Source organism: Hugonella massiliensis, from assembly GCA_001486445.1.
Taxonomy (GTDB): domain Bacteria; phylum Actinomycetota; class Coriobacteriia; order Coriobacteriales; family Eggerthellaceae; genus Hugonella; species Hugonella massiliensis.
The window spans coordinates 682,676-704,463 of the sequence record LN908986.1; the positions used below are offsets into that span (position 1 = coordinate 682,676).

At 63.8% G+C, this 21,788-nt stretch carries 18 protein-coding genes and 1 tRNA gene; 17 read left to right on the forward strand and 2 right to left on the reverse strand.

What is annotated here, in order from left to right; all coding sequences use genetic code 11:
* The first annotated feature begins 16 nt into the window (after positions 1-16).
* From hemA to rplT, 16 genes are all read left to right on the forward strand, one after another.
* A complete protein-coding gene (gene hemA / locus BN3270_RS05510; protein ID WP_058986151.1) occupies positions 17-1,360 on the forward strand; it encodes a glutamyl-tRNA reductase in 1,344 nt (447 codons plus the stop codon).
* 11 nt (positions 1,361-1,371) lie between these two features.
* Positions 1,372-2,310, forward strand: a complete 939-nt coding sequence (gene hemC, locus BN3270_RS05515; RefSeq protein WP_058986152.1) for a hydroxymethylbilane synthase — start codon at positions 1,372-1,374, stop codon at positions 2,308-2,310.
* Positions 2,307-3,941: a uroporphyrinogen-III C-methyltransferase gene (gene cobA, locus BN3270_RS05520; protein WP_082673385.1), complete on the forward strand. Its 1,635-nt coding sequence runs from the start codon at positions 2,307-2,309 to the stop codon at positions 3,939-3,941. Before hemC ends, cobA begins: the two co-directional genes overlap by 4 nt.
* Before the next feature lie 14 nt (positions 3,942-3,955).
* Positions 3,956-5,239: a 12,18-didecarboxysiroheme deacetylase gene (gene ahbC / locus BN3270_RS05525; RefSeq protein WP_058986153.1), complete on the forward strand. Its 1,284-nt coding sequence runs from the start codon at positions 3,956-3,958 to the stop codon at positions 5,237-5,239.
* Between the two features lie 73 nt (positions 5,240-5,312).
* Entirely contained in the window at positions 5,313-6,302 is a 990-nt protein-coding gene (gene hemB / locus BN3270_RS05530) for a porphobilinogen synthase (protein ID WP_058986154.1), read from the forward strand.
* A gap of 71 nt (positions 6,303-6,373) precedes the next feature.
* Positions 6,374-8,992 (forward strand): radical SAM/SPASM domain-containing protein, encoded by a 2,619-nt coding sequence (locus tag BN3270_RS05535; protein WP_271711934.1) that lies wholly within the window; start codon positions 6,374-6,376, stop codon positions 8,990-8,992.
* Entirely contained in the window at positions 8,993-10,285 is a 1,293-nt protein-coding gene (hemL, locus tag BN3270_RS05540) for a glutamate-1-semialdehyde 2,1-aminomutase (RefSeq protein WP_058986155.1), read from the forward strand.
* Positions 10,286-10,356: 71 nt separating this feature from the next.
* Positions 10,357-10,432 (forward strand) — tRNA-Glu (locus tag BN3270_RS05545).
* A gap of 220 nt (positions 10,433-10,652) precedes the next feature.
* Positions 10,653-12,215 (forward strand): glucosaminidase domain-containing protein, encoded by a 1,563-nt coding sequence (locus tag BN3270_RS05550; RefSeq protein WP_058986156.1) that lies wholly within the window; start codon positions 10,653-10,655, stop codon positions 12,213-12,215.
* Complete coding sequence (locus tag BN3270_RS05555; protein WP_058986157.1) at positions 12,212-13,963, forward strand: DUF6020 family protein; 1,752 nt, start codon at positions 12,212-12,214, stop codon at positions 13,961-13,963. Before BN3270_RS05550 ends, BN3270_RS05555 begins: the two co-directional genes overlap by 4 nt.
* 114 nt (positions 13,964-14,077) lie before the next feature.
* Entirely contained in the window at positions 14,078-14,491 is a 414-nt protein-coding gene (locus tag BN3270_RS05560; RefSeq protein ID WP_058986158.1) for a hypothetical protein, read from the forward strand.
* Between the two features lie 26 nt (positions 14,492-14,517).
* On the forward strand, positions 14,518-15,801 hold the full coding sequence (locus tag BN3270_RS05565; RefSeq protein ID WP_058986159.1) for a hypothetical protein: 1,284 nt from the start codon (positions 14,518-14,520) through the stop codon (positions 15,799-15,801).
* A 14-nt stretch (positions 15,802-15,815) separates the two neighbouring features.
* The gene (locus BN3270_RS05570; protein ID WP_058986160.1) at positions 15,816-16,985 is read left to right on the forward strand and encodes a glycosyltransferase family 4 protein; all 1,170 of its coding nucleotides are present in this window, start codon (positions 15,816-15,818) and stop codon (positions 16,983-16,985) included.
* A gap of 241 nt (positions 16,986-17,226) precedes the next feature.
* On the forward strand, positions 17,227-17,820 hold the full coding sequence (gene infC, locus BN3270_RS05575) for a translation initiation factor IF-3 (RefSeq protein ID WP_058986161.1): 594 nt from the start codon (positions 17,227-17,229) through the stop codon (positions 17,818-17,820).
* A 3-nt stretch (positions 17,821-17,823) separates the two neighbouring features.
* Positions 17,824-18,021 carry a 50S ribosomal protein L35 gene (gene rpmI, locus BN3270_RS05580; RefSeq protein WP_058986162.1) on the forward strand — a complete coding sequence of 66 codons (198 nt, stop codon included), beginning with the start codon at positions 17,824-17,826 and terminating at the stop codon, positions 18,019-18,021.
* Positions 18,022-18,043: 22 nt separating this feature from the next.
* Positions 18,044-18,400 carry a 50S ribosomal protein L20 gene (gene rplT, locus BN3270_RS05585; protein ID WP_058986163.1) on the forward strand — a complete coding sequence of 119 codons (357 nt, stop codon included), beginning with the start codon at positions 18,044-18,046 and terminating at the stop codon, positions 18,398-18,400.
* Positions 18,401-18,517: 117 nt separating this feature from the next.
* Here the strand turns inward: rplT and BN3270_RS05590 are convergent, their stop codons facing one another.
* Positions 18,518-18,859, reverse strand: coding sequence for a NifB/NifX family molybdenum-iron cluster-binding protein (locus BN3270_RS05590; protein ID WP_058986164.1), 342 nt, complete (start codon positions 18,857-18,859; stop codon positions 18,518-18,520).
* A 147-nt stretch (positions 18,860-19,006) separates the two neighbouring features.
* Between BN3270_RS05590 and rfbB the strand changes: the two genes are divergently transcribed.
* Positions 19,007-20,017 (forward strand): dTDP-glucose 4,6-dehydratase, encoded by a 1,011-nt coding sequence (gene rfbB, locus BN3270_RS05595; protein ID WP_058986165.1) that lies wholly within the window; start codon positions 19,007-19,009, stop codon positions 20,015-20,017.
* An 81-nt stretch (positions 20,018-20,098) separates the two neighbouring features.
* Here rfbB and BN3270_RS05600 read toward each other — a convergent pair whose 3' ends face one another.
* Positions 20,099-21,751, reverse strand: a complete 1,653-nt coding sequence (locus tag BN3270_RS05600) for a DEAD/DEAH box helicase (protein ID WP_058986166.1) — start codon at positions 21,749-21,751, stop codon at positions 20,099-20,101.
* Positions 21,752-21,788: the final 37 nt, after the last annotated feature.

The following is a 21,788-nucleotide window of genomic DNA, read 5'->3' on the forward strand; positions in this document are numbered from 1 at the left end:
GCAAGGAGGCTTGTCGGTGCAGATTTGCATGCTGGGGCTCAGCTATAAAACGGCTGAGGTGGATGTTCGGGAAAAGGTCGCGTTCAACCGACCGGTGCTGGCCGATGCGCTCCACGCGCTCTGCCGCTACGACAACGTGCGCGGGGCGGTTATCCTTTCGACCTGCAACCGCATGGAAATATACGTGGATTCGAGCGACGCGCAGGCGGCCTACGCCGATATCGTCGATTTCATCGCATCCTTCAAACACGTCGACCGCAGCGAATTCGAAGGCCATCTCTACCGCCGTCAGGGATTCGAAGCCGTCCATCATCTCTTCGGGGTCATTTCCTCGCTCGATTCGATGGTTTTGGGCGAACAGCAGATCTTAGGCCAGGTGCGCACGGCCTTCCGCAGCGCCATGGAAGCCGGTTCCTGCACGATGGCGCTCGCCCACCTCTTTCGCCAAGCCCTATCCTGCGGCAAGCGCGTGCGCAACGAAACCTCGGTAAGCGAAAACCACGTCTCGCTTTCCACTGTCGCCGTCGACGTGGCCCGGGCGGAATTCGAAACCCTGGAAGGCAAGACGGTGCTCGTGTTGGGTTCCGGTGAGATGAGCGAGCTTGCCGCCCAGTACCTCAAGGAGCAGGGCGTCGAGACCTTCATCGTGTCGAGCCGTACCTTCGCCCATGCCTGCACGCTCGCCCGCGAGCTCAACGGCGTCGCGCGCCAGTTCACCGAGCTGCCCGAGCTCATCTGTCAGGCCGACATCGTGATCAGCGCGACGGCAGCCCCGCACTGCATCATCACGCCCGACCTTCTGGTGCACACGTCCAAGCATCTGCTCATTCTGGACATCGCCCTGCCGCGCGACGTCGACGACGCTTGTCGCGACGTCCCCCATGTGACCGTGTGCAACCTAGACGACATCGGGGCCATCATCGAACGCAACCAGGAAGAGCGCAAGGCCGCCGCCGCCCGCGCCAACGACATCGTCGACGAAGAGACGCGCGCCTTCCTCTACTGGGTGGGGGAGCACGCCGTCACGCCGACGATCAAACGGATGCGCGCCGATGCCGAAGGCATGCGCCAGCGGGAGTTCGATCGACTGATGAAGGCCCTTTCGATCGACCTTTCCGAAGAGGACCGCTGGGCCGTGCAGAAGGCGACCGAAGCCATCGTCAAGAAGCTCCTTCACGAGCCCACCGTGCGCCTGAAGGAAAGCACGCGCAACAACGCCGATTTCGAATGCGTCGAGGCGGTGCGGTACCTGTGGGGCTATTCCGACGGAATGGTGGCCCATGCGCACGCGCTCGATTCGGGCGAAATCGCCGCACCGCACACCGTGCCGTCGCACTCGTCGGCCGAACATCCCATGTAGGAGGAGGAACCGTGGAGAACAACACAATCGTGTTGGGGTCGCGGGGCAGTCAGCTTGCCCTGTGGCAGACCGAATTCGTGCGGGGGCTTTTGGAAGCCTACGCGCCCCAGTACGCCTATCGCATCGAAGTGGTGCACACGAAGGGCGACAAGATTCGCGACGTCGCACTGTCCAAGATCGGCGGCAAGGGCCTCTTTACCAAGGAGCTCGAAGTCGAGCTGCTCGACGGCCGCGTCGATCTGTGCGTGCATTCTACGAAAGATATGCCCACCGAACTGCCCGAAGGCCTCGTGCTCTCCGGCATGCCCCTGCGCGCCGACCCGCGCGACGCGCTCGTGTCGCCCGTCGCCGGCCTCACGCTCGACACCCTGCCCCAAGGGGCGCGCGTGGCCACGGGCAGCTTGCGCCGCGTGGCCCAGCTCAAGCGCCTGCGCCCCGACATCGAAACCTGCGAGATGCGCGGCAACATCGACACCCGCACCCGCCGCGTCATGGACGGCGAGTTCGACGCGGCGATTCTGGCCGCCTCGGGCCTTACGCGCCTGGGCATGACCGACCGCATCGCCAGCTATCTGCCCACCGACGTCATGATCCCGGCGGCGGGGCAGGGGGCCATCGCTATCGAGACGCGCGCCGACGACGAAGTGGTGAACGCCCTCTGCGCCGCCATTTCCGACGAAGTGACCCTGCGCTGCGTGGCGGCCGAGCGGGTGGTGCTCGGCGCCCTGGAAGGCGGCTGCCAGGTGCCCATGGGCATCCACGCCGACGAATACGAACGCGACGGTGTCACCGTCTTCGGTATCGACGCCTTCGTAAGCTCGCTTGACGGGCAGCGCTTCCTGCGCGCTTCGGCCGAAGGCGACCCCGCCGCATCGACCGAGCTCGCCCGCGCCGTCGTGAGCGACCTGCGCGCCCAGGGCGCCGAAGAGATTCTGGAGGAGCTGCGATGAGCGACGCATCCACGTCCCTGCACAACGAATACACGGCTGCCCGCCTGGGCGAAACCGCTCGCGAGCCGCATTCGGTGGTCTACTTGGTGGGCGCTGGCCCCGGCGATCCGGGTCTGCTCACCCTGCGCGCAAAGGCCCTGCTCGAAGGGGCCGACGTCGTGGTCTACGACTACCTGGCCAACGATGCCGTGGTCCGCTTCGCCAACCCGGCGGCCGAACGGCATTTTGTGGGCAAGAAGGGCTTCTCCCATCACGTGACCCAGCCCGAAATCAACGACCTGCTCGTCGAGTTGGCCACCGCTCGCGGCCCGCGCCGCATCGTCCGCCTGAAGGGCGGCGATCCCTTCGTCTTCGGGCGGGGCGGGGAAGAGGCCCTGGCCCTGGTCGAAGCCGGCATCGCCTTCGAAGTGGTGCCCGGCGTTACCGCGGGCGTGGCGGCCCCCGCCTATGCGGGCATCCCCGTCACTCATCGTACGATGGCCAGCCAGGTCACCTTGGTGACCGGCCACGAAACCCCGCACAAGGACGAACCGGTCATCGACTGGAAGGGCCTTGCCGCCGGCACGGGCACCTTGTGCTTCTACATGGGCATCCGCGACCTGCCGACCATTACGCGCCGCCTCATCGAAAACGGCCGTCCCAAAACGACTCCGGTCGCTCTCGTGCGCTGGGGTACGACGCCCGCCCAGGAAACCCTGGTGAGCACTCTCGACACAGTGGTGCAGGATGCCGAAAAGGCCCAGTTCAAGGCCCCGGCCATCATCGTGGTGGGCGAGGTTGTGGGCCTGCGCGACCGTTTGCGCTGGTTCGACGCCCGCCCGCTCTTCGGCAAGCGCGTCGTGGTGACCCGCAGCCGCGCCCAGGCGAGCCGCCTTTCGGGGATGCTCACCGCTCTCGGCGCCGACGTTGTGGAATTCCCCACGATCGAAGTGGCGCCGCGCCCGCTCGACGCGCACATGCGCGCCGATATCGCTCGGCTCGCCAGCGACGCATCGGGCGCCCGCGAAGTCTACGACTGGGTGGTCTTCACGTCTGCCAACGGCGTGGGCTGCTTTTTCGACCTGCTCGCCCAAACCGGCCACGACGCCCGCATCTTCGGGGACGTCAAGGTCGCGGCGATCGGGCCGGCCACCGCAACGGCCCTTGCCGCCCACGGCATCAAGGCCGATGTGGTGCCCGACCGCTTCGTGGCCGAATCGGTTGCCGACGCCCTTCTGGCCGCCGGCGTCACGCGCGGCACGAGCGTGCTCATCCCGCGCGCCTCGGTTGCGCGAGACACCCTGCCCGACGCCCTTGCGGCCGCCGGCGCCGATGTCCACGTGATGCCCGCCTACGACACCGTGCGCCCGGAATCGGGCGAGGCGACTGAACGCCTGGTCGACGACCTGCGCGCCGGCGCGATCGATGCGGTCACCTTCACGAGCTCGAGCACGGCCCGCAACTTCTGCGAGCTTTTGGGCGAGCGCGTGGACGCGGGAGACATTCCCGGCCTGCTCGAAGGCGTGACCTGCGCGAGCATCGGTCCCGTCACGAGCGACACAATGCGCAAGCTTTCCCTCCCCGTCTCCGTCGAGGCGGATACCTATACCATCCCCGGTCTCGTGAGCGCACTGCAGACGGCGCTCGATTAGGAAGGAACGAATACATGATCGGCATCTCCAAACTCTACTGCGGTGCGGTGGAACCTTCTGACGTGTTGCGCTACAAGCGCCGCAGCAAAGAGCTTCCCAGCGGCTTACTGCAGTTTTCCAAGGACAAGAAGCCCGTGGTGGTGTGGAACTGCACCCGCACGTGCAACCTGAAGTGCGAGCATTGCTACGCCCAGTCCGACGGCAAGGTCTACCCCCAGCTTTCCACCGAAGAAGCAAAGGCTATGATCGACGACCTGGCCGCCTTCGGCGCGCCCGTCCTGCTCTTCAGTGGCGGCGAGCCCACCATGCGCCCCGACCTGCTCGAGCTCATGCGTTACGCCAAGGACGCCGGCATGCGCGTGGTCATCTCGACCAACGGCACCCTCATCACCAAGCAGATGGCGGCCGACTTCGCCGAGGTGGGCCTGTCCTATGTGGGCGTCTCCTTCGACGGCGACCCCGAAACCCACGACCGCTTCCGCGGCGTGAAAGGCAGCTTCGACCGCGCAATCGAGGGCCTGCACAACGCTCAGGACGCCGGTATCAAGGTGGGCCTGCGCTTCACCATCAACAAGCACAACTGGCGCGAGATCAACGACATCTTCGACCTCATGCAGCGCGAGGGCATCAACCGCGCCTGCTTCTACCACCTGGTCTATTCGGGCCGCGGCTCCGAAATGATCGACGAAGACCTCACCCACGAGGAAACCCGCAAGGCCGTCCGCCTGATCATGGACCGCACCAAGCAGTGGTTCGACGAGGGCGGCACGCCCGAAATCCTCACCGTCGACAACCACGCCGACGCCCCCTTCGTCTACATGGAACTGCTGAAGGAAGACCCCGAGCGCGCCGCCAAGGTCATGCAGCTTCTGCAGTGGAACCAGGGCAACTCGTCGGGCAACGGTATCGCCTGCGTGAGCTGGGACGGCGAGGTCTACGCCGACCAGTTCTGGCGCCACTACAGCTTCGGCAACGTGAAGGACCGTCCCTTCAGCGAGATCTGGTCTGACACGAGCCGCACCACCCCGCAGAGCGAGCTCATGTACAAGCTGAAGGACAAGCGCCCCTGGGTGAAGGGCCGCTGCCACGATTGCCGTTGGCTCGACGTCTGCGGCGGAAACTTCCGCGTGCGCGCCGAAGCCGCCACGGGCGACCTGTGGGCGCCCGACCCGGCCTGCTACCTCACCGACGAGGAAATCGCCAAGCATCCCGACGACCCGGAAACCCGCATCGTCGAGGAAGCCAAGGCCGAAGATATGGCCGCCGGTCAGTCTGCCGCCGCTCAGTCGACCCTGTAACCCGCGCTCTCGCGCACCCCATATGTAGCGCCGGGTGCTTTGCGCCCGGCATCTTTTGGAAGAAGTGACCTTCATGGAATACGGCAAATTCCCTGCCTATCGTCCCCGTCGCATGCGCAACGGCGAGCTCGCGCGCAACTTCATTCGCGAGACCGTCATCTCGGCCGACGATTTCATCTACCCCTTGTTCGTAAAGCCGGGCGAGGGGAAGCGCGACGAGATCCCCAGCATGCCGGGCGTCTTCCAGGTCTCGCTTGACAATCTCATGGACGAGATCAACGAGCTGCTCGACTGCGGCGTGCATTATGTGCTCCTTTTCGGCATCCCTGCCGAAAAGGACGAAATCGGTTCGAGCGCCTGGGACGAGCACGGCGTCGTGCAGGAGGCCTGCCGCATTATCCGCGCGCAGGCGCCCGAGATGTACATCATCACCGACGTGTGCATGTGCGAGTACACGAGCCACGGCCACTGCGGCAAGCTCGACGAACATGGGTACGTGATGAACGACGAGACCCTCAAACTGCTCGCCAACGAAGCGGTGAGCCAGGCGGCCGCTGGCGCCCATATGGTGGCTCCCTCCGACATGATGGACGGTCGCATTCAGTTCATGCGCCGGGCGCTCGACGACGCCGGCTATCAGAACGTGCCCATCATGAGCTATTCGACCAAGTACGCGAGCGGCTTCTACGGGCCCTTCCGCGACGCGGCCGATTCCACGCCGGCCTTCGGCGACCGTCGCGCCTACCAGATGGACCCAGCCAACGTCGAAGAGGGCGTGCGCGAGGCCTTCTACGATATCGCCGAAGGTGCCGACGTCGTCATGGTCAAGCCGGCCTTGCCCTACCTTGACGTGCTGCAGCGCGTAAAGAGCGAGACCAAGTTCCCCACGGTGGCCTATAACGTGTCGGGCGAGTACTCGATGGTGAAGGCGGCCGCGGCCAAGGGCTGGATCGACGAGAAGCGCGTCGTGCTTGAACTGCTCACGAGCATCAAGCGCGCCGGCGCCGACATGATCATCACCTACCACGCCAAGGAAGCCGCCCGTTGGTTGGCCGAGGGCTAAGCAGAGTTGTTTTCAGCACGCCTCTGCGCCCGCGTTGGCGCAGAGGCGTTTCTATAGGATAAGGAGCGTACATGGCTCTCATCGACGAATTGGACAAGATGTCCGAAGAGGCGCGCCGGGAAGCCGAGCGCGCCGGCCGCACGGTGCCCCAGGCCGTCATGCCGGCGGGCATGGGCGGACATCCGGGCGGACACCCCGGGCATCCCGGTGGGCACCCCGGGCATCCCGGTGGCCATCCAGCTGCAGGTCATCCGGGCGGCCATCCGGGACAGGCTGCGCGCCCCGGCGCGATCGCCCACGGCATGCACCCCGGCGCCGCCCCGGGTGCCGCGCCGGGCACGCGCGGCGGGTCGAGTTACCGTCCCGGCGCGAGCCCTCAGGCCAAAGCCTACGAAGAACGCACGGGTATCAAGCCTCCCACGATTATCGCCTGGGAGATTACCCGCAGCTGCAACCTGGCCTGCGCCCACTGCCGCGCCGCCGCCCATTGCGAGCCCTACCCGGGTGAGCTATCGCTCGAGGAATGCAAGGCGGTCATGGACGACATCGCCTCGATCACCGACCCCATCCTCATCATCACGGGCGGCGAGCCCCTCATGCGCCCCGATATTTGGGAAATCATCGACTACGCCTTCGAAAAGGGCCTTCACCCGGTCATCGGTACCAACGGCACGATGATCGACGACGCCATGGCCAAGCGCATCGCCGAGTCGGGCATCCCCAAAGTGTCGGTATCGCTCGACTTCCCCGATGCGGAAGGCCAGGATGCCTTCCGTGGCCAGAAAGGCGCCTTCGACGAAACCGTTGCGGGCATCAAGAACCTGGAAAAGTACGGTGTGCACGTGCAGGTGAACACCACGGTCACCAAGGCCAACGCCACCAAGCTCGACGAAATCCACAAGGTCTCGCAGGATTTGGGTGCCACCGACTTCCATCCTTTCCTGCTCGTGCCCACGGGCCGCGGCGAGGACCTCATCGACGTCGAGCTCACGCCCGAAGAGTACGACGAGGTGCTCACCTGGGCCTACCATCGTCAGAAGACCTCCTGCATGGCCTTCAAGCCCACCGACGCGCCCCAGTATTTCCGCATCATGCGCCAGCGGGCGGCCACGGAGGGCATCCGCATCACGCCGGAAACCCATGGCCGCATGGCAGTGAGCCGCGGCTGCCTGGGCGGCATCACCTTCTGCTTCATCTCCCATGTGGGCGACGTGCAGCCCTGCGGCTATTTCGACATGCAGTTGGGCAACGTGAAGGAACAAAAGTTCAGCGACATCTGGACCAACTCGCCCGTCTTCGACGACCTGCGCCACTACGACCGCCTGAAGGGCAAATGCGGCGCCTGCGAGTACAAGGGCGTCTGCGGAGGCTGTCGCGCCCGCGCCCTTTCGGTCTACGGCGACTACATGGAAACCGAGCCCTACTGCGCTTACGTGCCGCCCAAGTACGCCCGTGACCTGGTGCTCAACACTATCCAGTCGGGTTTCCCGATCGTGGCCGATCCCTATGGGGCCTTGGGCGAGCAGCTGGGCATCGAGCGCGACGAGGTGCGCACCGCCATCGCCACCCTCTACCGCCGCGACATGATTCATCGCGTTGGGGCGTCCTTCGACAGCCGCAAGCTGGGTTACACGAGCACCCTGTGCGCCATGGCCGTGCCCGGCGGCCGTGCCGAACTCGAGCGCGTGGCCGCCATCGTCAACGCCTTTCCCCAGATTACCCACAACTACGGGCGCGACAACCGCTACAACCTCTGGTTCACGCTGATCACGCGCACGCCCGAAGAGAAGGAACGCATCAAGCAGCTCATCCGCGAGCGGTCGGGCGTTGATGAAATCCTCGACATGCCCGCCAGCAAGATGTACAAGATCCGCGTCGACTTCGGCAAGCAGGGCAAGAAGGGCAAGGCGCCCGCCCGTGCCCCGCAGGTACGGGCCGTGGCTCCCACCATCGCCGAAAGTGAGTCGCTCAAGACGGCAAACAAGCCTTCGACGGCCACAACCGTCTCACTCGAGCCGGCCGCCCAGGCGGCGCCCTTCAACGCCGACGACCCCTTCGACGTTGCCATCGTGCGCTGGGCGCAAGGCGACATCCTGCGCAGCGAAGCCTCGATCGCCGCGGCCGCCGAAGCTTGTGCCGCCGCTGATGCGGCGGAAGGGCAGACCGCGGGCCGCTTCGGGGCCAGCGCCGTTCCCGAAGCCGACGCCGCCCAGGCCCGCGCGGCTGCGTCCCTGCTCGACCGTCCCTTCGCCCATGGGGCAGAGGTGATCAACGCCGAACTGGGCCGCACCGACGTGACCGAAGAGGCCGTCATGGAACGCCTTCGCGAGATGAAGGCCGCCAAATCGGCCCGCCGCGTGGGGGCCATGGTGCGCCATCTGAAGATCGGCTACGCCTACAATTCGATGACCGTCTGGGACGTGCCCGACGACCAGGCAGATGCAGCGGGCGCCGTCTTCAAGGCCGCCGACTTCGTTTCCCATGCCTATTGCCGCCCGCGCAGCGAGCACTGGCCTGCCAACCTGTACGCTATGTGCCATGCGCAGAGCGCAGAGGAACTCGCCGCCCATATCGCCGGCCTTGAGTGCAGCCTTGCCGAGGCCGGGGTGACCGTGCGCAGCCATGAAGCGCTCACCACGACCGACGAGTTCAAAAAACGTTCGATGAGCTATTTCGTCGAGGAGGAGTAAATGGATCGTTCGCAATCGAGCAAAGACTTCACCGAAGCGCGCTCCTGTATCCCGGGCGGCGTCAACAGTCCCGTGCGGGCCTTCGCCAACGTGAACGCCACGCCGGTTTTCTACGACCACGCCAAAGGCAGCCACGTATGGGATGTCGACGGCAACGAGTACATCGACTTCATTGGCAGCTGGGGCCCCATGATCTTGGGCCATTGCCCCGATGTCGTCGAAACCGCCGTGCGCGCCCAGCTCGACCGGGGCATGTCCTACGGCGCGCCCTGTGAAGCCGAAATCACCATGGCCGAAGAGATCTGTCGTTTGGTGCCCGCCGCTGAAAAGGCTCGCATGGTGTCGAGCGGCACCGAAGCCACGATGAGCGCCATTCGCCTGGCCCGCGGCTATACCCATCGCGACAAGTTCATCAAGTTCGAGGGCAACTACCACGGCCACTCCGACGCCCTGCTCGTGGCTGCCGGCTCGGGCGTGGCCACCTTCGGCATCCCCGGTACCCCGGGCGTGACGGCGGGCGCCGTGGCCGATACGATCGTGCTGCCCTATAACGACCTCGACGCGGTGCGCGCCGCCTTCGAGGAGTGCCCCGACAACATCGCCGCGATCATCGTGGAGCCCATCGCCGGCAACATGGGTTGCGTGCCTCCGGCCAAGGGTTTCCTGCAGGGTCTGCGCGATACGTGCACCGAATTCGGCGCCTTGCTTATCTTCGACGAGGTCATCAGCGGTTTCCGTGCCGCCCTGGGCGGTGCGCAGGAACGCTACGGTATCACGCCCGATCTGTGCACCTTTGGCAAGATCATCGGCGGCGGCTTCCCCGTGGGCTGCTTCGCCGGCCGCGCCGACATCATGGACGCCCTTGCGCCCGACGGCCCCGTCTACCAGGCCGGCACCCTTTCGGGCAACCCGGTGGCCATGGAAGCGGGTTTGGCCCAGCTGCGCGAGCTGGAAAAGCCCGGCTTCTACGACGAGCTCGAAAAGAAGGGGGCTTACTGGGAAGAGGGCATGCGTCGCGCAATCGAGCGCGCCGGCGTCACCGCCCAGCTCAACCGCGTGGGCAGCTTGGCGACGATCTTCTTCACCGATTGCCCCGTGACCTGCTGGGACGACGCGGCTACCTGCGATACCGAAGCCTTCGCGGCCTACTTCGGCGGCATGCTCGACCGCGGCTTCCTCATCGCGCCGAGCCAGTTCGAATGCCTCTTCCTTTCGGCGGCCCATACCTACGAGGAAATCGACGCCTTCTGCGCAGCGGTGGAGGAAAGCCTTAGGGATTCTTCCGCAAACTAGCTATCTAAGCTGGCGAATGCCGTTCGTTTCGGTTAGAGTACAACCCGTTGTTCGTTACGGACGGCATATTCGCCCCCTTCGTCTAGCGGCCAAGGACACCGGGTGCTCAACCCGGTAACGGAGATTCGAATTCTTCAGGGGACACCAGCCATGTTGCGCGCGCCCACCCGGGCGCGCGTTTTTATTTGTGACGGGGTGGGTGAGTCGCCGAAGTCTCGACCGTTGACTCACTGCGCGGTGCATTGGTCTGTTCTTTGAAAAGACCCTGTGAAGGTATGTACCTAGCAGGTTCCCGCTGGCCAGATTGGCGGTACAGTGAACTCTGAAACGATCGTCGTTGTTCTTGATTCGCAAGGATTCGTGTCCAATGGGGGATTTTCGTACCACATATCAAACGGGAACGCGGGGTAGGGCGCTTTCGCTCTATCGCGCCCGTCGTGCGGGCTCGCTTGTGCTCGCGGGCGCGCTTGCGTTCACGTTGGCCGCTGCGCCCGTTACGGTTCCTGCGCCCGCCTTCGCTGCGAGCGCGGCAGCGAGCCTTCCGGCCACGGTGCAGAACGCCGCGTACGCCAAGGCCGATGCCACGCAGGCTGCCGACATCGCCGCTATCGAACAATCCTACGCCGAAAAATTCGGGGCCCAAGCGGCGGGAACCAAAGCCCTTTCCGATTATCTGGCCGGCCGCGATGTGGCCACTGATTCCTTTATGAAGATCGACGCTTCGTGGCTGTCATCGGCTTGTGCGGGCAAGTCGGCCTACGCTCAGGCTCTGGCCAAAGACGTGGCCGCCCAGCATGCGAAGATCGCCAAACTCCAAGCGCAGGCAGACCAGTCGGCCTCCTCTTCGACCTCGTCTTCATCGTCTCCGACGACCGAAGGTGCTGGTTCGAGCACGGCTTCGTCTGCCTCCTCGTCCGTCTCGTCGAGCGCGTCTTCGGCGGCTGCCCAGCCGCCCGCGTCCGCTTCGGCCGCGCCGGACGCAGCCCCCGCGGCCCCTGCCGACCAGAGCGCTGCGACCCCTGCGCCGGAGGCCGCTGCGCCCGTTTCGCCCACCACGACGGGCGGTGCGGAATACATCAGGGGCAGCATCAAGCCCAACCAGACCACGCAGGCCTTCATCGATTCGATCAAAGACGATGCACAGGTTATCGCTCAGGACCATGACCTCTACGGGTCGGTCATGATCGCCCAGGCCGTTTTGGAAAGCGGGTCGGGCTCTTCGGGGCTTTCGGCCCACTACAACAACCTCTTCGGCATCAAGGGCAGCTACCAGGGCATGAGCGTGACTCTGCCCACCCAGGAAGACGACGGGGCGGGCAACGTCTATACCATCAACGCCACCTTCCGCGCCTATCCTTCGGCGCGCGATTCGCTGCTTGATTACGCCGACCTCCTTGGCACGCGGTTCTACGCGCCGGCCCACAAGAGCGCCACTTCCTCCTACGTCGAAGCCTGCGACTATCTGCAGGGGCGCTATGCCACCTCGACCACCTATTCGGCTCAGCTGCAGGATGTGATCAGCGCCTACAACCTCACCCAATACGACGATCCCGCCGCAGCGACGGATGCGACTCAGGACGCGGCAGCCGCCGATGCCGCCGCGTCGGCTTCTCTTCGCGCTTCGGGCCTTTTCGACGCCGACGGCATGGTGCCCCTTACCGCCATGCTCCCGCTCGACGGCGCTTCTGCGCCGACCGCCGCAGCTGAAGCAGGCGGGGCCCCGGCGCCTTCGATCCCCGGCGCCATCGTGGCGCTCATCGCCGCCGGTGCTGCCGCCGCCGCGCTGGCCCTGCTCGTGTGGATCAACCCTGCATGGATGCAGCGGCTCGAGCCCTACGTGTTCGGGGCCTTGGTGCGCGTTCGTCGCGCCCTGCGCGCCCTGGGATCCCATCGCGCGCCCGATACCGCCGCCGAAGCGCCTTCCCGGTGATTCCTATCGGCGCCGCCCCGCATGCCCCCATGCCCGCCTCGCGCCCTGCGCCTGCCCGCACCACGCGCTCCGCACGCGGGTGGTATGCCGCCGCGCTCCTGGCGAGCGCCCTCATCTTGGGGGCGGGCTTTTCCTTCGGCGTCGACCTTGCCGCTACCGGCTATCTCAACGAGCCTGCGGCTTCCTGCGGCCGCTTTGTTGCCTACAGCCTCTGCGCGGGCTTGGCTCTCTTCGCCGCCTGCGAGGGCATCGCGGCCTTCCTGTCCCGGCGCCCCGCAACGCCCGAGCGCAGCCGGCTTGCTGCGCTCGTACCGGCTTTCACCGTGCACGACATCGTCCTTTTCGCCGCTGTCATGCTCGCCTTCTGGGGCGTGTGGATGGTCTGCATGTACCCGGGGTCGATGAACATCGACACCGTCTCGCAGATCAAGCAGAGCTACATCGGCCAGTACGACGTGTATATCGTCCCGTGGATCCCCACTCACAGCACAACCGACGCCTGGTTTTCCGATCATCATCCCTTCTTCGACACGCTGATCTTCGGTGCCTTCGTGCGCGCCTTCGACTGGACGGGCAGCTGGAACGTGGGCGTCTATGCCTTCGTGCTCGTGCAGTGCTGCTTGACCACGGCCACCTTTTCCGCAGCCGTGGCCTACCTGCGCCGCGCAGGGGCTCCGCTGCCCCTGTGCTTGGGCATCTTCCTCTTCTTCTGCCTGATGCCTTTTTACCCCATTTACGGGATGACCATGCTGAAGGACTCCCTCTATTCCTTCCTCTTTGTGATCTACTTCCTCTTTTTGGCCGAAATCGTGCGCACGCGCGGGGCCCTCTTCGCCGGGGCGCGCCAGCCGGGGCGTGCCCGCCGGCTGCTCGCCTGGTTCGTGGTCGTCGGCGTACTGCTGGCCCTTACGAAGAAGACGGGCGCCTATTCGGTCGTCGTGGCGGCCGTGGTCGGCGCGATCGTCTACCGGCGGTGCTGGAAGGCCTTCGCAGCCCAGGCGCTCGCAAGCGGGGCGGTGATCTGGCTGCTCTTTCCCGCGGTCGTCTTCCCCTTGGCTCACGTGGTGCCGGGTCAGCTGCAGGAAGCGGTGGGTTTCATGTTCCAGCAGACGGCCCGCTACGTGGTCGACCATTCCGACGAGGTTACCGCCGACGAGCAAGAGGCGATTGATGCCGTTCTGGGCTTCAACGATCTCGCAGCCCGCTACGAGCACGACGATGCCGATCCCGTGAAATTCTGGTACCGCTACGACACCTGCACGGCGGGCGACCTAGCGCGCTACCTGCAGGTATGGCTTGTGGAAGGCGCCCGCCACCCCGACACCTACGTGGAAGCAACCCTTTCGATCTGCGCGCCCTACCTCAACGCGAGCGGGGTCGTGGGCGTGCACGGCCAAACGGGCGACATCGACGAATCGGTGGCCGACCTGATCTACCAGCCGGCCGAACTCGACGGCCTGCGCGAACCCATGCTCGCCTTCTATCGGGCTATCGTGGAAGTGCCCGGTCTCGACCTGTTCTTCCGCGTGGGGCCCTATGCTACCTGGATTCCCCTGCTCGTGCTGTGCGTGGGGGCACGCAACTGCAACGGGCTCGCCTTCCTCGCGGTGCCGCTTCTCGTTGCCTTGGGGTTTTGCCTCATTTGTCCGATCTTCCACGCGCGCTATGCGCTGCCCCTCATCTACGCTGCGCCCGTTGCTCTGGGTTTGGTCTTCGGTCCCTTGGGCGCGCAACGCCCGCCAGACTGAGTCGCTGGTGTCAGGCTTCAGCGACTCATTCGGCCGTTGAAGGTTTGCTGTGCAAAAAGGGGAGTAGGGGGCGATGCTCTATAATGAGCCTTCGGTAGAAAGTAGGTGAGTCACGTGGCCGATCAAAATGAGTTCAAGCACATCTCCGTCAGCGACGAAGACGACGACCTTGTCATCGAGGCGGGCGCGCGCCGCAGTGGTGCACATGCGGCGTCGAATCCAGCGCCTCGCGCGCAGCGTCCCGCACCTGCCGCCGAGCCTGCACCCTCTGAAACGTGCGACGACGCTCAGCCTGCGATCGACGCGTCGGCCTTCCCCGGCGGCGTTACCCCTGCAAACGAGGAAGAGGCCCGTGCCTTGCAAGATCACCTGGCCCGCAAGAAGGCGCGCGAAGCGGCCAACTCCCTCGTCACCACCGAAGAGGACCTCCATTCCAAAGGCCCCTTCCGGTCGATGCAGCTCGTGATCATCGCCATCGCGATCGTGCTTGTCGTGGTGGGGGTCGCCTACATCGCACTGTCCCAGTAAGTTCCGTACGGAAAGGTTGGTACGGTATGGCTGACAACAAGAACGATACGGCTGGCGCACAGCCGTCCGAAACTAACAAATCTCACGCCTCATCGCCCGCCATGGCGAATAGCGCCAACGAGTTTCCCGCGCCGCGTCCCTTTGATGCGGAAGGCGGGGTGGCCCCGCTGCGCGAAGAAGAGCGCGACGAAGTGACCGGCGTGCCCTTCGACGAAGATGGGGCTTTCGACCATGACGCCGACGCCGACGAGTTCCTCGACGACGCCGATTCGATTCTCGATGACGATCAGCGCGACTACTACCGCTACGGCGACAAGATGCACGGCGTACACCAAACGGCCGCCGACCTGCGCGCCTACGAGGCGGCCGCCCGTCGCGCCAAGCGTGCCGAAACGGAAGGTGCCGCCGTGGTCGAGGCGGGGGAGGATGCCCATGTCGAAGACAGCGCCGAATCCGCCGCTTCCGAAGCGTCGCCTCGTGGAAGCCATGCCAAGCCCACGAAGAAGGAGCAGTTCGACAGCCTTCCCGACAGTGTGAAACGGTCGCATCGCATGCGTCGCGTCCTTATCGTCGCAATCGTCGTGCTCGTCGTTTTCGCGGGCGCCATCGGCTACTTCGGCTACCAGATGTACCAAACGAGCCAGACCACGGCCGTGCAGCAGACCAACGAAACCGCTTCCCAGACCGACCAGGTTGCCACCACCGACGACGCCAACAAGGACGCGAGCAATGAAAACGTCAAGCAGACCGATGTGCCCGCCCTTGTGTCGCTCATCGGCCTTACGCAGGACCAGGCGGTCACCCAGCTTGCCCATGGCGCCACGGTCACCCTTAGCACCAACCAGTCGATCGAAGGCAATCCGGTCGTGACCAACGTGACGGTCATGCTCACCGAAGAGCCGGCCGATTCGCATTCCAACACGCCTACGGTCTACCTGGGCCTCGACGCCAACGGCACGGTTGTTCAGGCGGGTTACACGGCATCGACCGCCGAGCTGGGCTACGGCTCGCTCAGCTTCAAAGACGCGGTTGAAAACGAGCACGTGGTCGAAAAGACCCTCGACGATGCGGGCCTCACCGTTGCCGACGGCACGGCGGAACTGCCTACCGACAAGGATGCCTACCAGACCTACGCGAGCGACGGCACGACCCTCGTGGCCGAACGCGCCACCTTCGACGGTTCGGCATCTGCCAACGGAACCAATTACACCTGGTCGGCCGTGCTTTCCTACGACTACACCGCCGCCAACGCCACGGGCAATCTTGCCAACACCATTCGTCAGATCACCGTCTACGTGAATGCCGCCTAGGTAGCCGCCGGTCTATGAACAGCCTGCTTGCACAAACAAGCCTCGCCTTTCTCGTTTCGCTTGCGGTCACCTACCTTACGGTGCCCGTGTCGCGGCGTATCGCGATGAAGATCGGGGCCATCGACTACCCGAGCAATCGGCGCATCAACAACATGCCCGTGCCGCGCTGCGGGGGGATTGCCCTCTATGTGGGCTTCATGGCTGCGCTGGCCCTGGTGTTCGTGCAGGCCAAGACCTATGGGCGCAGCATCCTCGATTTCGTGATGGAAACCGACGTGAACGGCTTCCTCCTTATCGGGGGTATTACCTTCGCCTTCTTGGTGGGCCTCTACGACGACATTCACCAGATGCGGGCCAAGCAGAAGTTCGTCCTGCAGATCGTGGCCTGCTGCATCGTGTTCGCTTCGGGCGTGTCGGTGAAGGCGATCGTGGTGCCCATCACGAGCGACCTCATTCCGCTCGGCGTGTGGGACTTTCCGATCACGGTCATCTACCTGCTCGTGTTCTTGAACATCACCAACCTCATCGACGGCCTCGACGGATTGGCGGCTGGCCTGGTGGCCATCGTGAGCTCCTGCTTGCTCGTGTTGGTGCTAGGGAGCGGCAGCTACATGCTCTCGGCTATGTGCGTGGCCCTCATTGGGTCCTGCTTGGCTTTCTTGCGCTTCAACTTCTATCCGGCGAGCGTCTTCATGGGCGATTCCGGGTCGCTCTTCCTGGGCATGATGGTGGGCATCGTGTCCATCATGGGCGTGGCGCGCACGCAGAGCTTGGTGATGATGGTGGTCCCGCTCGTGATGGCGGGTGTGCCCGTGCTCGACACCACGTCGGCGATCATCCGCCGCAAGCGTCAGCATAAGCATATCGACGAGCCCGACCTGGGGCACATCCACCATCGCCTGATTGATGCAGGCCTAGGCCAGCGCAAGTCGGTGCTCATCTTGTACGCCTGCACGGCTGCGCTGGGCATTGTGGGAATCGTGGTCGGCAAGCTCACCGGCATCGAGCGTTACCTCGTGCTCCTTGTCCTCTTGGCGGTCGTGTTCGTGATTATCTGGAAGTTCGGCTTGTTCAAGCCCGTCTTGCAGCACTTCTACGTCAACCGTGGTCAAAGCGGTCCCCGCGTGCCGCCCGGCTACGAGCGGGGGAGTCAGATTCCCCCCGACGATCGCACAGACGATTAGCGCGGGCGTGCTGTTGCGCTTCCATTTATGTAAAACCTATGCGCCGCGCTCCATCTCTTTTTGCTGTGTTACTATACAAAAGCTGTTTAAAGAGAAGCCACACGCTTCCACCTAGTTCGGCGCTTATCGCTGCTGATGGGTCACATGAATACGCGTCGGATGTCCGACAATTCATTGGTGAACCCGTGGCGAAAGCTGCGGGTTTTCTTTATGCAGTGCGTAGTAGGAACTCCATAAGGAGGTGTTTGCGATAGCTGCTAAAGAGCCAAGGCTCAATGAGCAGATCACCGCTCGTGAAGTGCGTCTGATCGGCTATGACGGAGAGCAGATGGGTATCTGCGCCGTCGAAGAAGCCCAGCACGTTGCCGACAATGCCGGCCTGGATTTGGTGGAAATCGCCCCCAACGCCAAGCCGCCCGTATGCCGCGTGATGGACTACGGCAAGTTCAAGTACGAACAGGCCATCAAGCAGAAGCAAGCTCGCAAGAACCAGACCAAGATCGAGACCAAGGAAATGAAGTTCCGCCCCAAAATCGATGTGGGCGACTACACGACCAAGAAGAAGCACGTCATCCGCTTCCTCGAGCAGGGCAACAAGGTCAAGATCACCATCATGTTCCGTGGCCGCGAAATGGCTCATCCCGATCAGGGCTTGAGCATCTTGGAACGCCTGGCCGACGACCTGAAAGACATGGCCGTCATCGAGGCCCAGCCCAAGATGGAAGGCCGCAACATGCACATGGTCATCGCACCGCTGCCTTCTACGGTCAAGAAAAAGAAGGAAGCTGCCAAGAAGGGCGGCAAAGGCAAGAATCAGGGAAAGGACGAGGAGTAATCCATGCCCAAGATGAAGACGCATAAAGGTACCGCCAAGCGCTTCCGCGTGACCGGTTCCGGCAAGATCGTTCGCGGCAAGGCCTTCAAGAGCCACATCATGACCAAGAAGAGCCAGAAGCGTAAGCGCAATTTCCGTCACGAGACCACCATTGCTCCCGCTGACCGCAAGGTCATCGCCCGCAATCTCGGTCGTCGCTAGTAGTTAGAAGGGGAGTTATAGAATGGCTCGTGTAAAGCGCGCAGTAAGCGCCCATAAGAAGCGTAAGACCACCCTCGAGCGTGCGAAGGGTTACTACGGTGCTCGTTCCCGCAGCTACCGCAAGGCCAAGGAACAGGTTCAGCATTCGCTTCAGTACCAGTACCGCGACCGTCGCAACAAGAAGCGCGACATCCGTCGTCTCTGGATTACCCGCATAAACGCTGCGGCTCGCCTGAACGGCATGTCCTACAGCACCTTCATGAACGGTCTGAAGAAGGCCGGCGTCGAACTCGACCGCAAGGTGCTCGCCGACATGGCCGTGAACGACGCTCCTGCGTTCGCCGCTCTGGTGGAAGTCGCCAAGAAGGCCCTCGCCTAAGCATTGGTTTGCTGCATATAGAAATCCCCGCCCATTAAGGATGAGCGGGGATTTCTTGCGTTACGGGGGCAGCTCGCGTTGGCCGGTTCCTCTCTGCATGCCCGGTGTAGAAAGGGTCTATTCGTCGTCTTCCTGCGGGGTATCTGCCAGAAGCTCTTCGGCACGGGCGTTCACGTAGGATTCCGCTGCCGTGTAGGCCGGTCCGGAAAACCCGCTTGCTACGGCCACCGAACGACGCGAGAGCTCGTTTTTGGTGTCGGCGCGCACACAGCCGCACACCAGGGCATCGGTATCGAGATGATCGAGCAGAGCGACGCGCTCGTCGCAGGTGAGTTCGTCTGCGGGGATGTTGCGCGTGTCCACGATTTCGTAGGCGCTCGTATCGAAGAAATTGAAGTTCTGGCAGGTAGAGAAATTGTCTGCGACGTCCAAACCGTTACTTGCCACTGCAATGCGCATACGTTCCCTCCTTTTTCTTCGGTGAATACGATACCGTGGATGAGGGAAACCGCTGCAGAAGAACCCCCGAGCGGCGCTATCGGCGGGGCAGTGGTAATCTTTTGCTTTGCCTGATCTACCGTGTCCGATTTTCGGGAAGGTTGGCCCATGGCGGAATCATTCGACAACATCATCGTCACGGGCGGCTGCGGCTTCATCGGCAGCAACTTCGTGCATTACGTGATCGAAAACGACCTGGTCGGGCACGTGACGGTCCTCGACAAGCTCACCTACGCGGGCAATCCCCGCAATTTGAACGGCCTGCCCGAAGACCGCGTCGAGCTCGTGGTGGGCGACATCTGCGACGCCGCCCTGCTCGACCGCCTCGTCCCCGGCCACGACGCCATCGTCCACTACGCCGCCGAAAGCCACAACGACAACTCCATCGCCGACCCGGAGCCCTTCCTCAAGACCAACGTCGAGGGGACCTACCGGCTGCTCCAGGCCGCGCGGAGCCATGGCGTGCGCTTCCACCACATCTCGACCGATGAGGTCTACGGCGACCTGGCGCTCGACGAGCCGCGCCGCTTCGAACCCGACGACCCCTATCGCCCGAGCAGCCCCTACAGCTCCACCAAGGCGAGCTCCGACCTGCTCGTGCGGGCCTGGGTGCGCACCTACGGCGTGAGGGCCACGATCTCGAACTGCTCCAACAATTACGGCCCCTACCAGCACGTCGAGAAGTTCATCCCGCGCCAGATCACCAACGTCATCGACGGCGTCCGCCCCAAGCTCTATGGCGACGGGCGGAACGTGCGCGACTGGATCCACACCGAGGACCACTCGTCGGCCGTCTGGAGGATCCTGACCGAGGGGCGCATCGGGGAGACCTACCTTATCGGCGCCAACGGCGAGCGCAGCAACATCGACGTGCTGCGGGCCATCCTCGAGCGCATGGGGAAGGGCTCCGACGACTTCGATTGGGTGCGCGACCGGCCCGGCCACGACCGCCGCTATGCGATAGACCCCTCAAAGCTGGAAACCGAGCTGGAGTGGCGGCCCCGGCACACCGACTTTTTGGGGGGCCTCGACCAGACGATCGCCTGGTACAGGCAGCACGAGTCTTGGTGGCGTCCGGCAAAGATTGCCGCGGAAGTGAGATACGCTCAGTTTGAATAAGCGAGAGTCAGAGAGACCTGGCCTCACTGATGCATTCAAAGAGAATAAAAAGTGGGCGCCGAAGCGCCCACTTTTTGCATATTATCGTCTGCCGCCGCGGCCCGGTCGCATCGATCGGTTGCCATCGCGGTTGGAGCGGTCTTTGCGAGCGCCCTGTCCCGGTCGGGCGTTGCTTCTGGACCCACCGCCGTTCACGCTCTGTTTATGAGGCTTGCGGTAGGTGTTGAACTCGGTGCCGCCCCATTCGTTGTGCGGCGCGCCCTGGTTACCGTTCTTGCGGCCTCGGCCGTTTCCGCGCTTGTTCTGGTTCTGGCCTCTCTTACCGCCCTGCGAACGTCCTTCGGCGCCTCGCTGGTTCTTCTTGCCCTGCTTCTGGGCAGTTCCACGGGTCTTCTGAGGCTGGGGGCGACGGTTGCGGCGCTGCTTCTGGGAACCGCCTTCGTTACGCTCTGCACGCTCGTCGGTCTCTTCTTGGTCGCGCTTCTGCTGGTTCTTTTTCTTCGACGCCTTCTGGGACTCGAACTCTTTGGCTGCCTCGGCAAGTTCGGGGTCGTCCTTGGCGTTCTTGCGCGTGGCGTTTTTGGCAAGGGCCGCATCGCTTTCGCTTGCGTCGAAGCTCTTCACTTCCATGGTGGGGATCTTCTTGCCAATAAGCTTTTCGATGTCGCGCAGGAGGTTTTCGGTTTCAGGAGATACGAAAGATACGGCAAAGCCCTCTTCGCCGGCGCGGCCCGTACGGCCGATGCGATGGACGTAGTCTTCGGCCTGCTCGGGAAGGTCCAAATTCACCACATAGTTCACGTCGGACACATCGATGCCGCGGGCGAGCACGTCGGTGGCCACCAGGATGTCGCAGCGGCCGGCCGCGAATGCTTCGAGCGCGCGCTTGCGCTGGTTCTGACGGCGGTCGGAATGGATGGGCTCGCATTTGAAGCCCGCTCGGCGCAGCTTGCGGACGCAGTTGTCCACGCGATGGCGGGTGCGCGCGAACACGATGATGCGGGTGCCGCCCTGTTCTTTCAGCAGCGAGATAAGGAGGTCGTTTTTCTGGCGCTGGGCCACGCGCACGATGTACTGGTCTACCGTGTCGGCGGTTTCGCCCTTATGGGCGATTTCCACGAAGACGGGGTCGTGCAAAAGGTCCTTCATGTTGCGCTCGATGCCGTCGTCGATCGTGGCGCTGAAGAGAAGCGTCTGGCGCTTTTCGGGGCACTGGGCCACAATGCGCTTCATGTCGGGCAAAAAGCCCATGTCGAGCATTCGGTCGGCTTCGTCGAGCACGAGCGTTTCGACCTGGCCCAAGTGGGCGGCATCTTGCTTGATCAGGTCGACCAAACGACCGGGCGTGGCGATGAGGACGTCGGTGCCCTTGGCGAGCGCGTCGATCTGCGGGCCGTAGGCTACGCCGCCGATGACCTTGCTCACCTTGTGGTGGGTTTCCTTGGCGATCGCGGTGCAGACCTCTTCGATTTGCATGGCGAGCTCGCGGGTGGGGGTCACCACGAGCATGAGCGGGCCCTGCCCATGGCGGGCGTGCCCCAGCTTGTCCATGGAAGGCAAACTGAACGCGGCGGTTTTCCCGGTGCCGGTTTTGGCTGCGGCGATGACGTCGCGCCCTTCGAGCACGGCGGGAATGGCCTGCTCCTGCACGGGGGTGGGGTCGAGATATCCAAGGTCGCGCACGGCGGCCAGAGCGAGCTCGGAAAGGCCGAGCTCATCGAAATGTTTGGTCATAGAGGTAAGTCCTTGATGAAAACGAATATAAGGTGCG

Coding starts and splice junctions, on each gene's coding strand:
- rfbB (WP_058986165.1), top strand. CDS start 19,007: ATGGCGGAATCATTCGACAACATCATCGTCACGGGCGGCTGCGGCTTC.
- hemL (WP_058986155.1), top strand. CDS start 8,993: ATGGATCGTTCGCAATCGAGCAAAGACTTCACCGAAGCGCGCTCCTGT.
- BN3270_RS05570 (WP_058986160.1), top strand. CDS start 15,816: ATGAACAGCCTGCTTGCACAAACAAGCCTCGCCTTTCTCGTTTCGCTT.
- BN3270_RS05590 (WP_058986164.1), bottom strand. CDS start 18,859: ATGCGCATTGCAGTGGCAAGTAACGGTTTGGACGTCGCAGACAATTTC.
- ahbC (WP_058986153.1), top strand. CDS start 3,956: ATGATCGGCATCTCCAAACTCTACTGCGGTGCGGTGGAACCTTCTGAC.
- BN3270_RS05565 (WP_058986159.1), top strand. CDS start 14,518: ATGGCTGACAACAAGAACGATACGGCTGGCGCACAGCCGTCCGAAACT.
- BN3270_RS05600 (WP_058986166.1), bottom strand. CDS start 21,751: ATGACCAAACATTTCGATGAGCTCGGCCTTTCCGAGCTCGCTCTGGCC.
- rplT (WP_058986163.1), top strand. CDS start 18,044: ATGGCTCGTGTAAAGCGCGCAGTAAGCGCCCATAAGAAGCGTAAGACC.
- hemB (WP_058986154.1), top strand. CDS start 5,313: ATGGAATACGGCAAATTCCCTGCCTATCGTCCCCGTCGCATGCGCAAC.
- BN3270_RS05550 (WP_058986156.1), top strand. CDS start 10,653: ATGGGGGATTTTCGTACCACATATCAAACGGGAACGCGGGGTAGGGCG.
- BN3270_RS05535 (WP_271711934.1), top strand. CDS start 6,374: ATGGCTCTCATCGACGAATTGGACAAGATGTCCGAAGAGGCGCGCCGG.
- cobA (WP_082673385.1), top strand. CDS start 2,307: ATGAGCGACGCATCCACGTCCCTGCACAACGAATACACGGCTGCCCGC.
- rpmI (WP_058986162.1), top strand. CDS start 17,824: ATGCCCAAGATGAAGACGCATAAAGGTACCGCCAAGCGCTTCCGCGTG.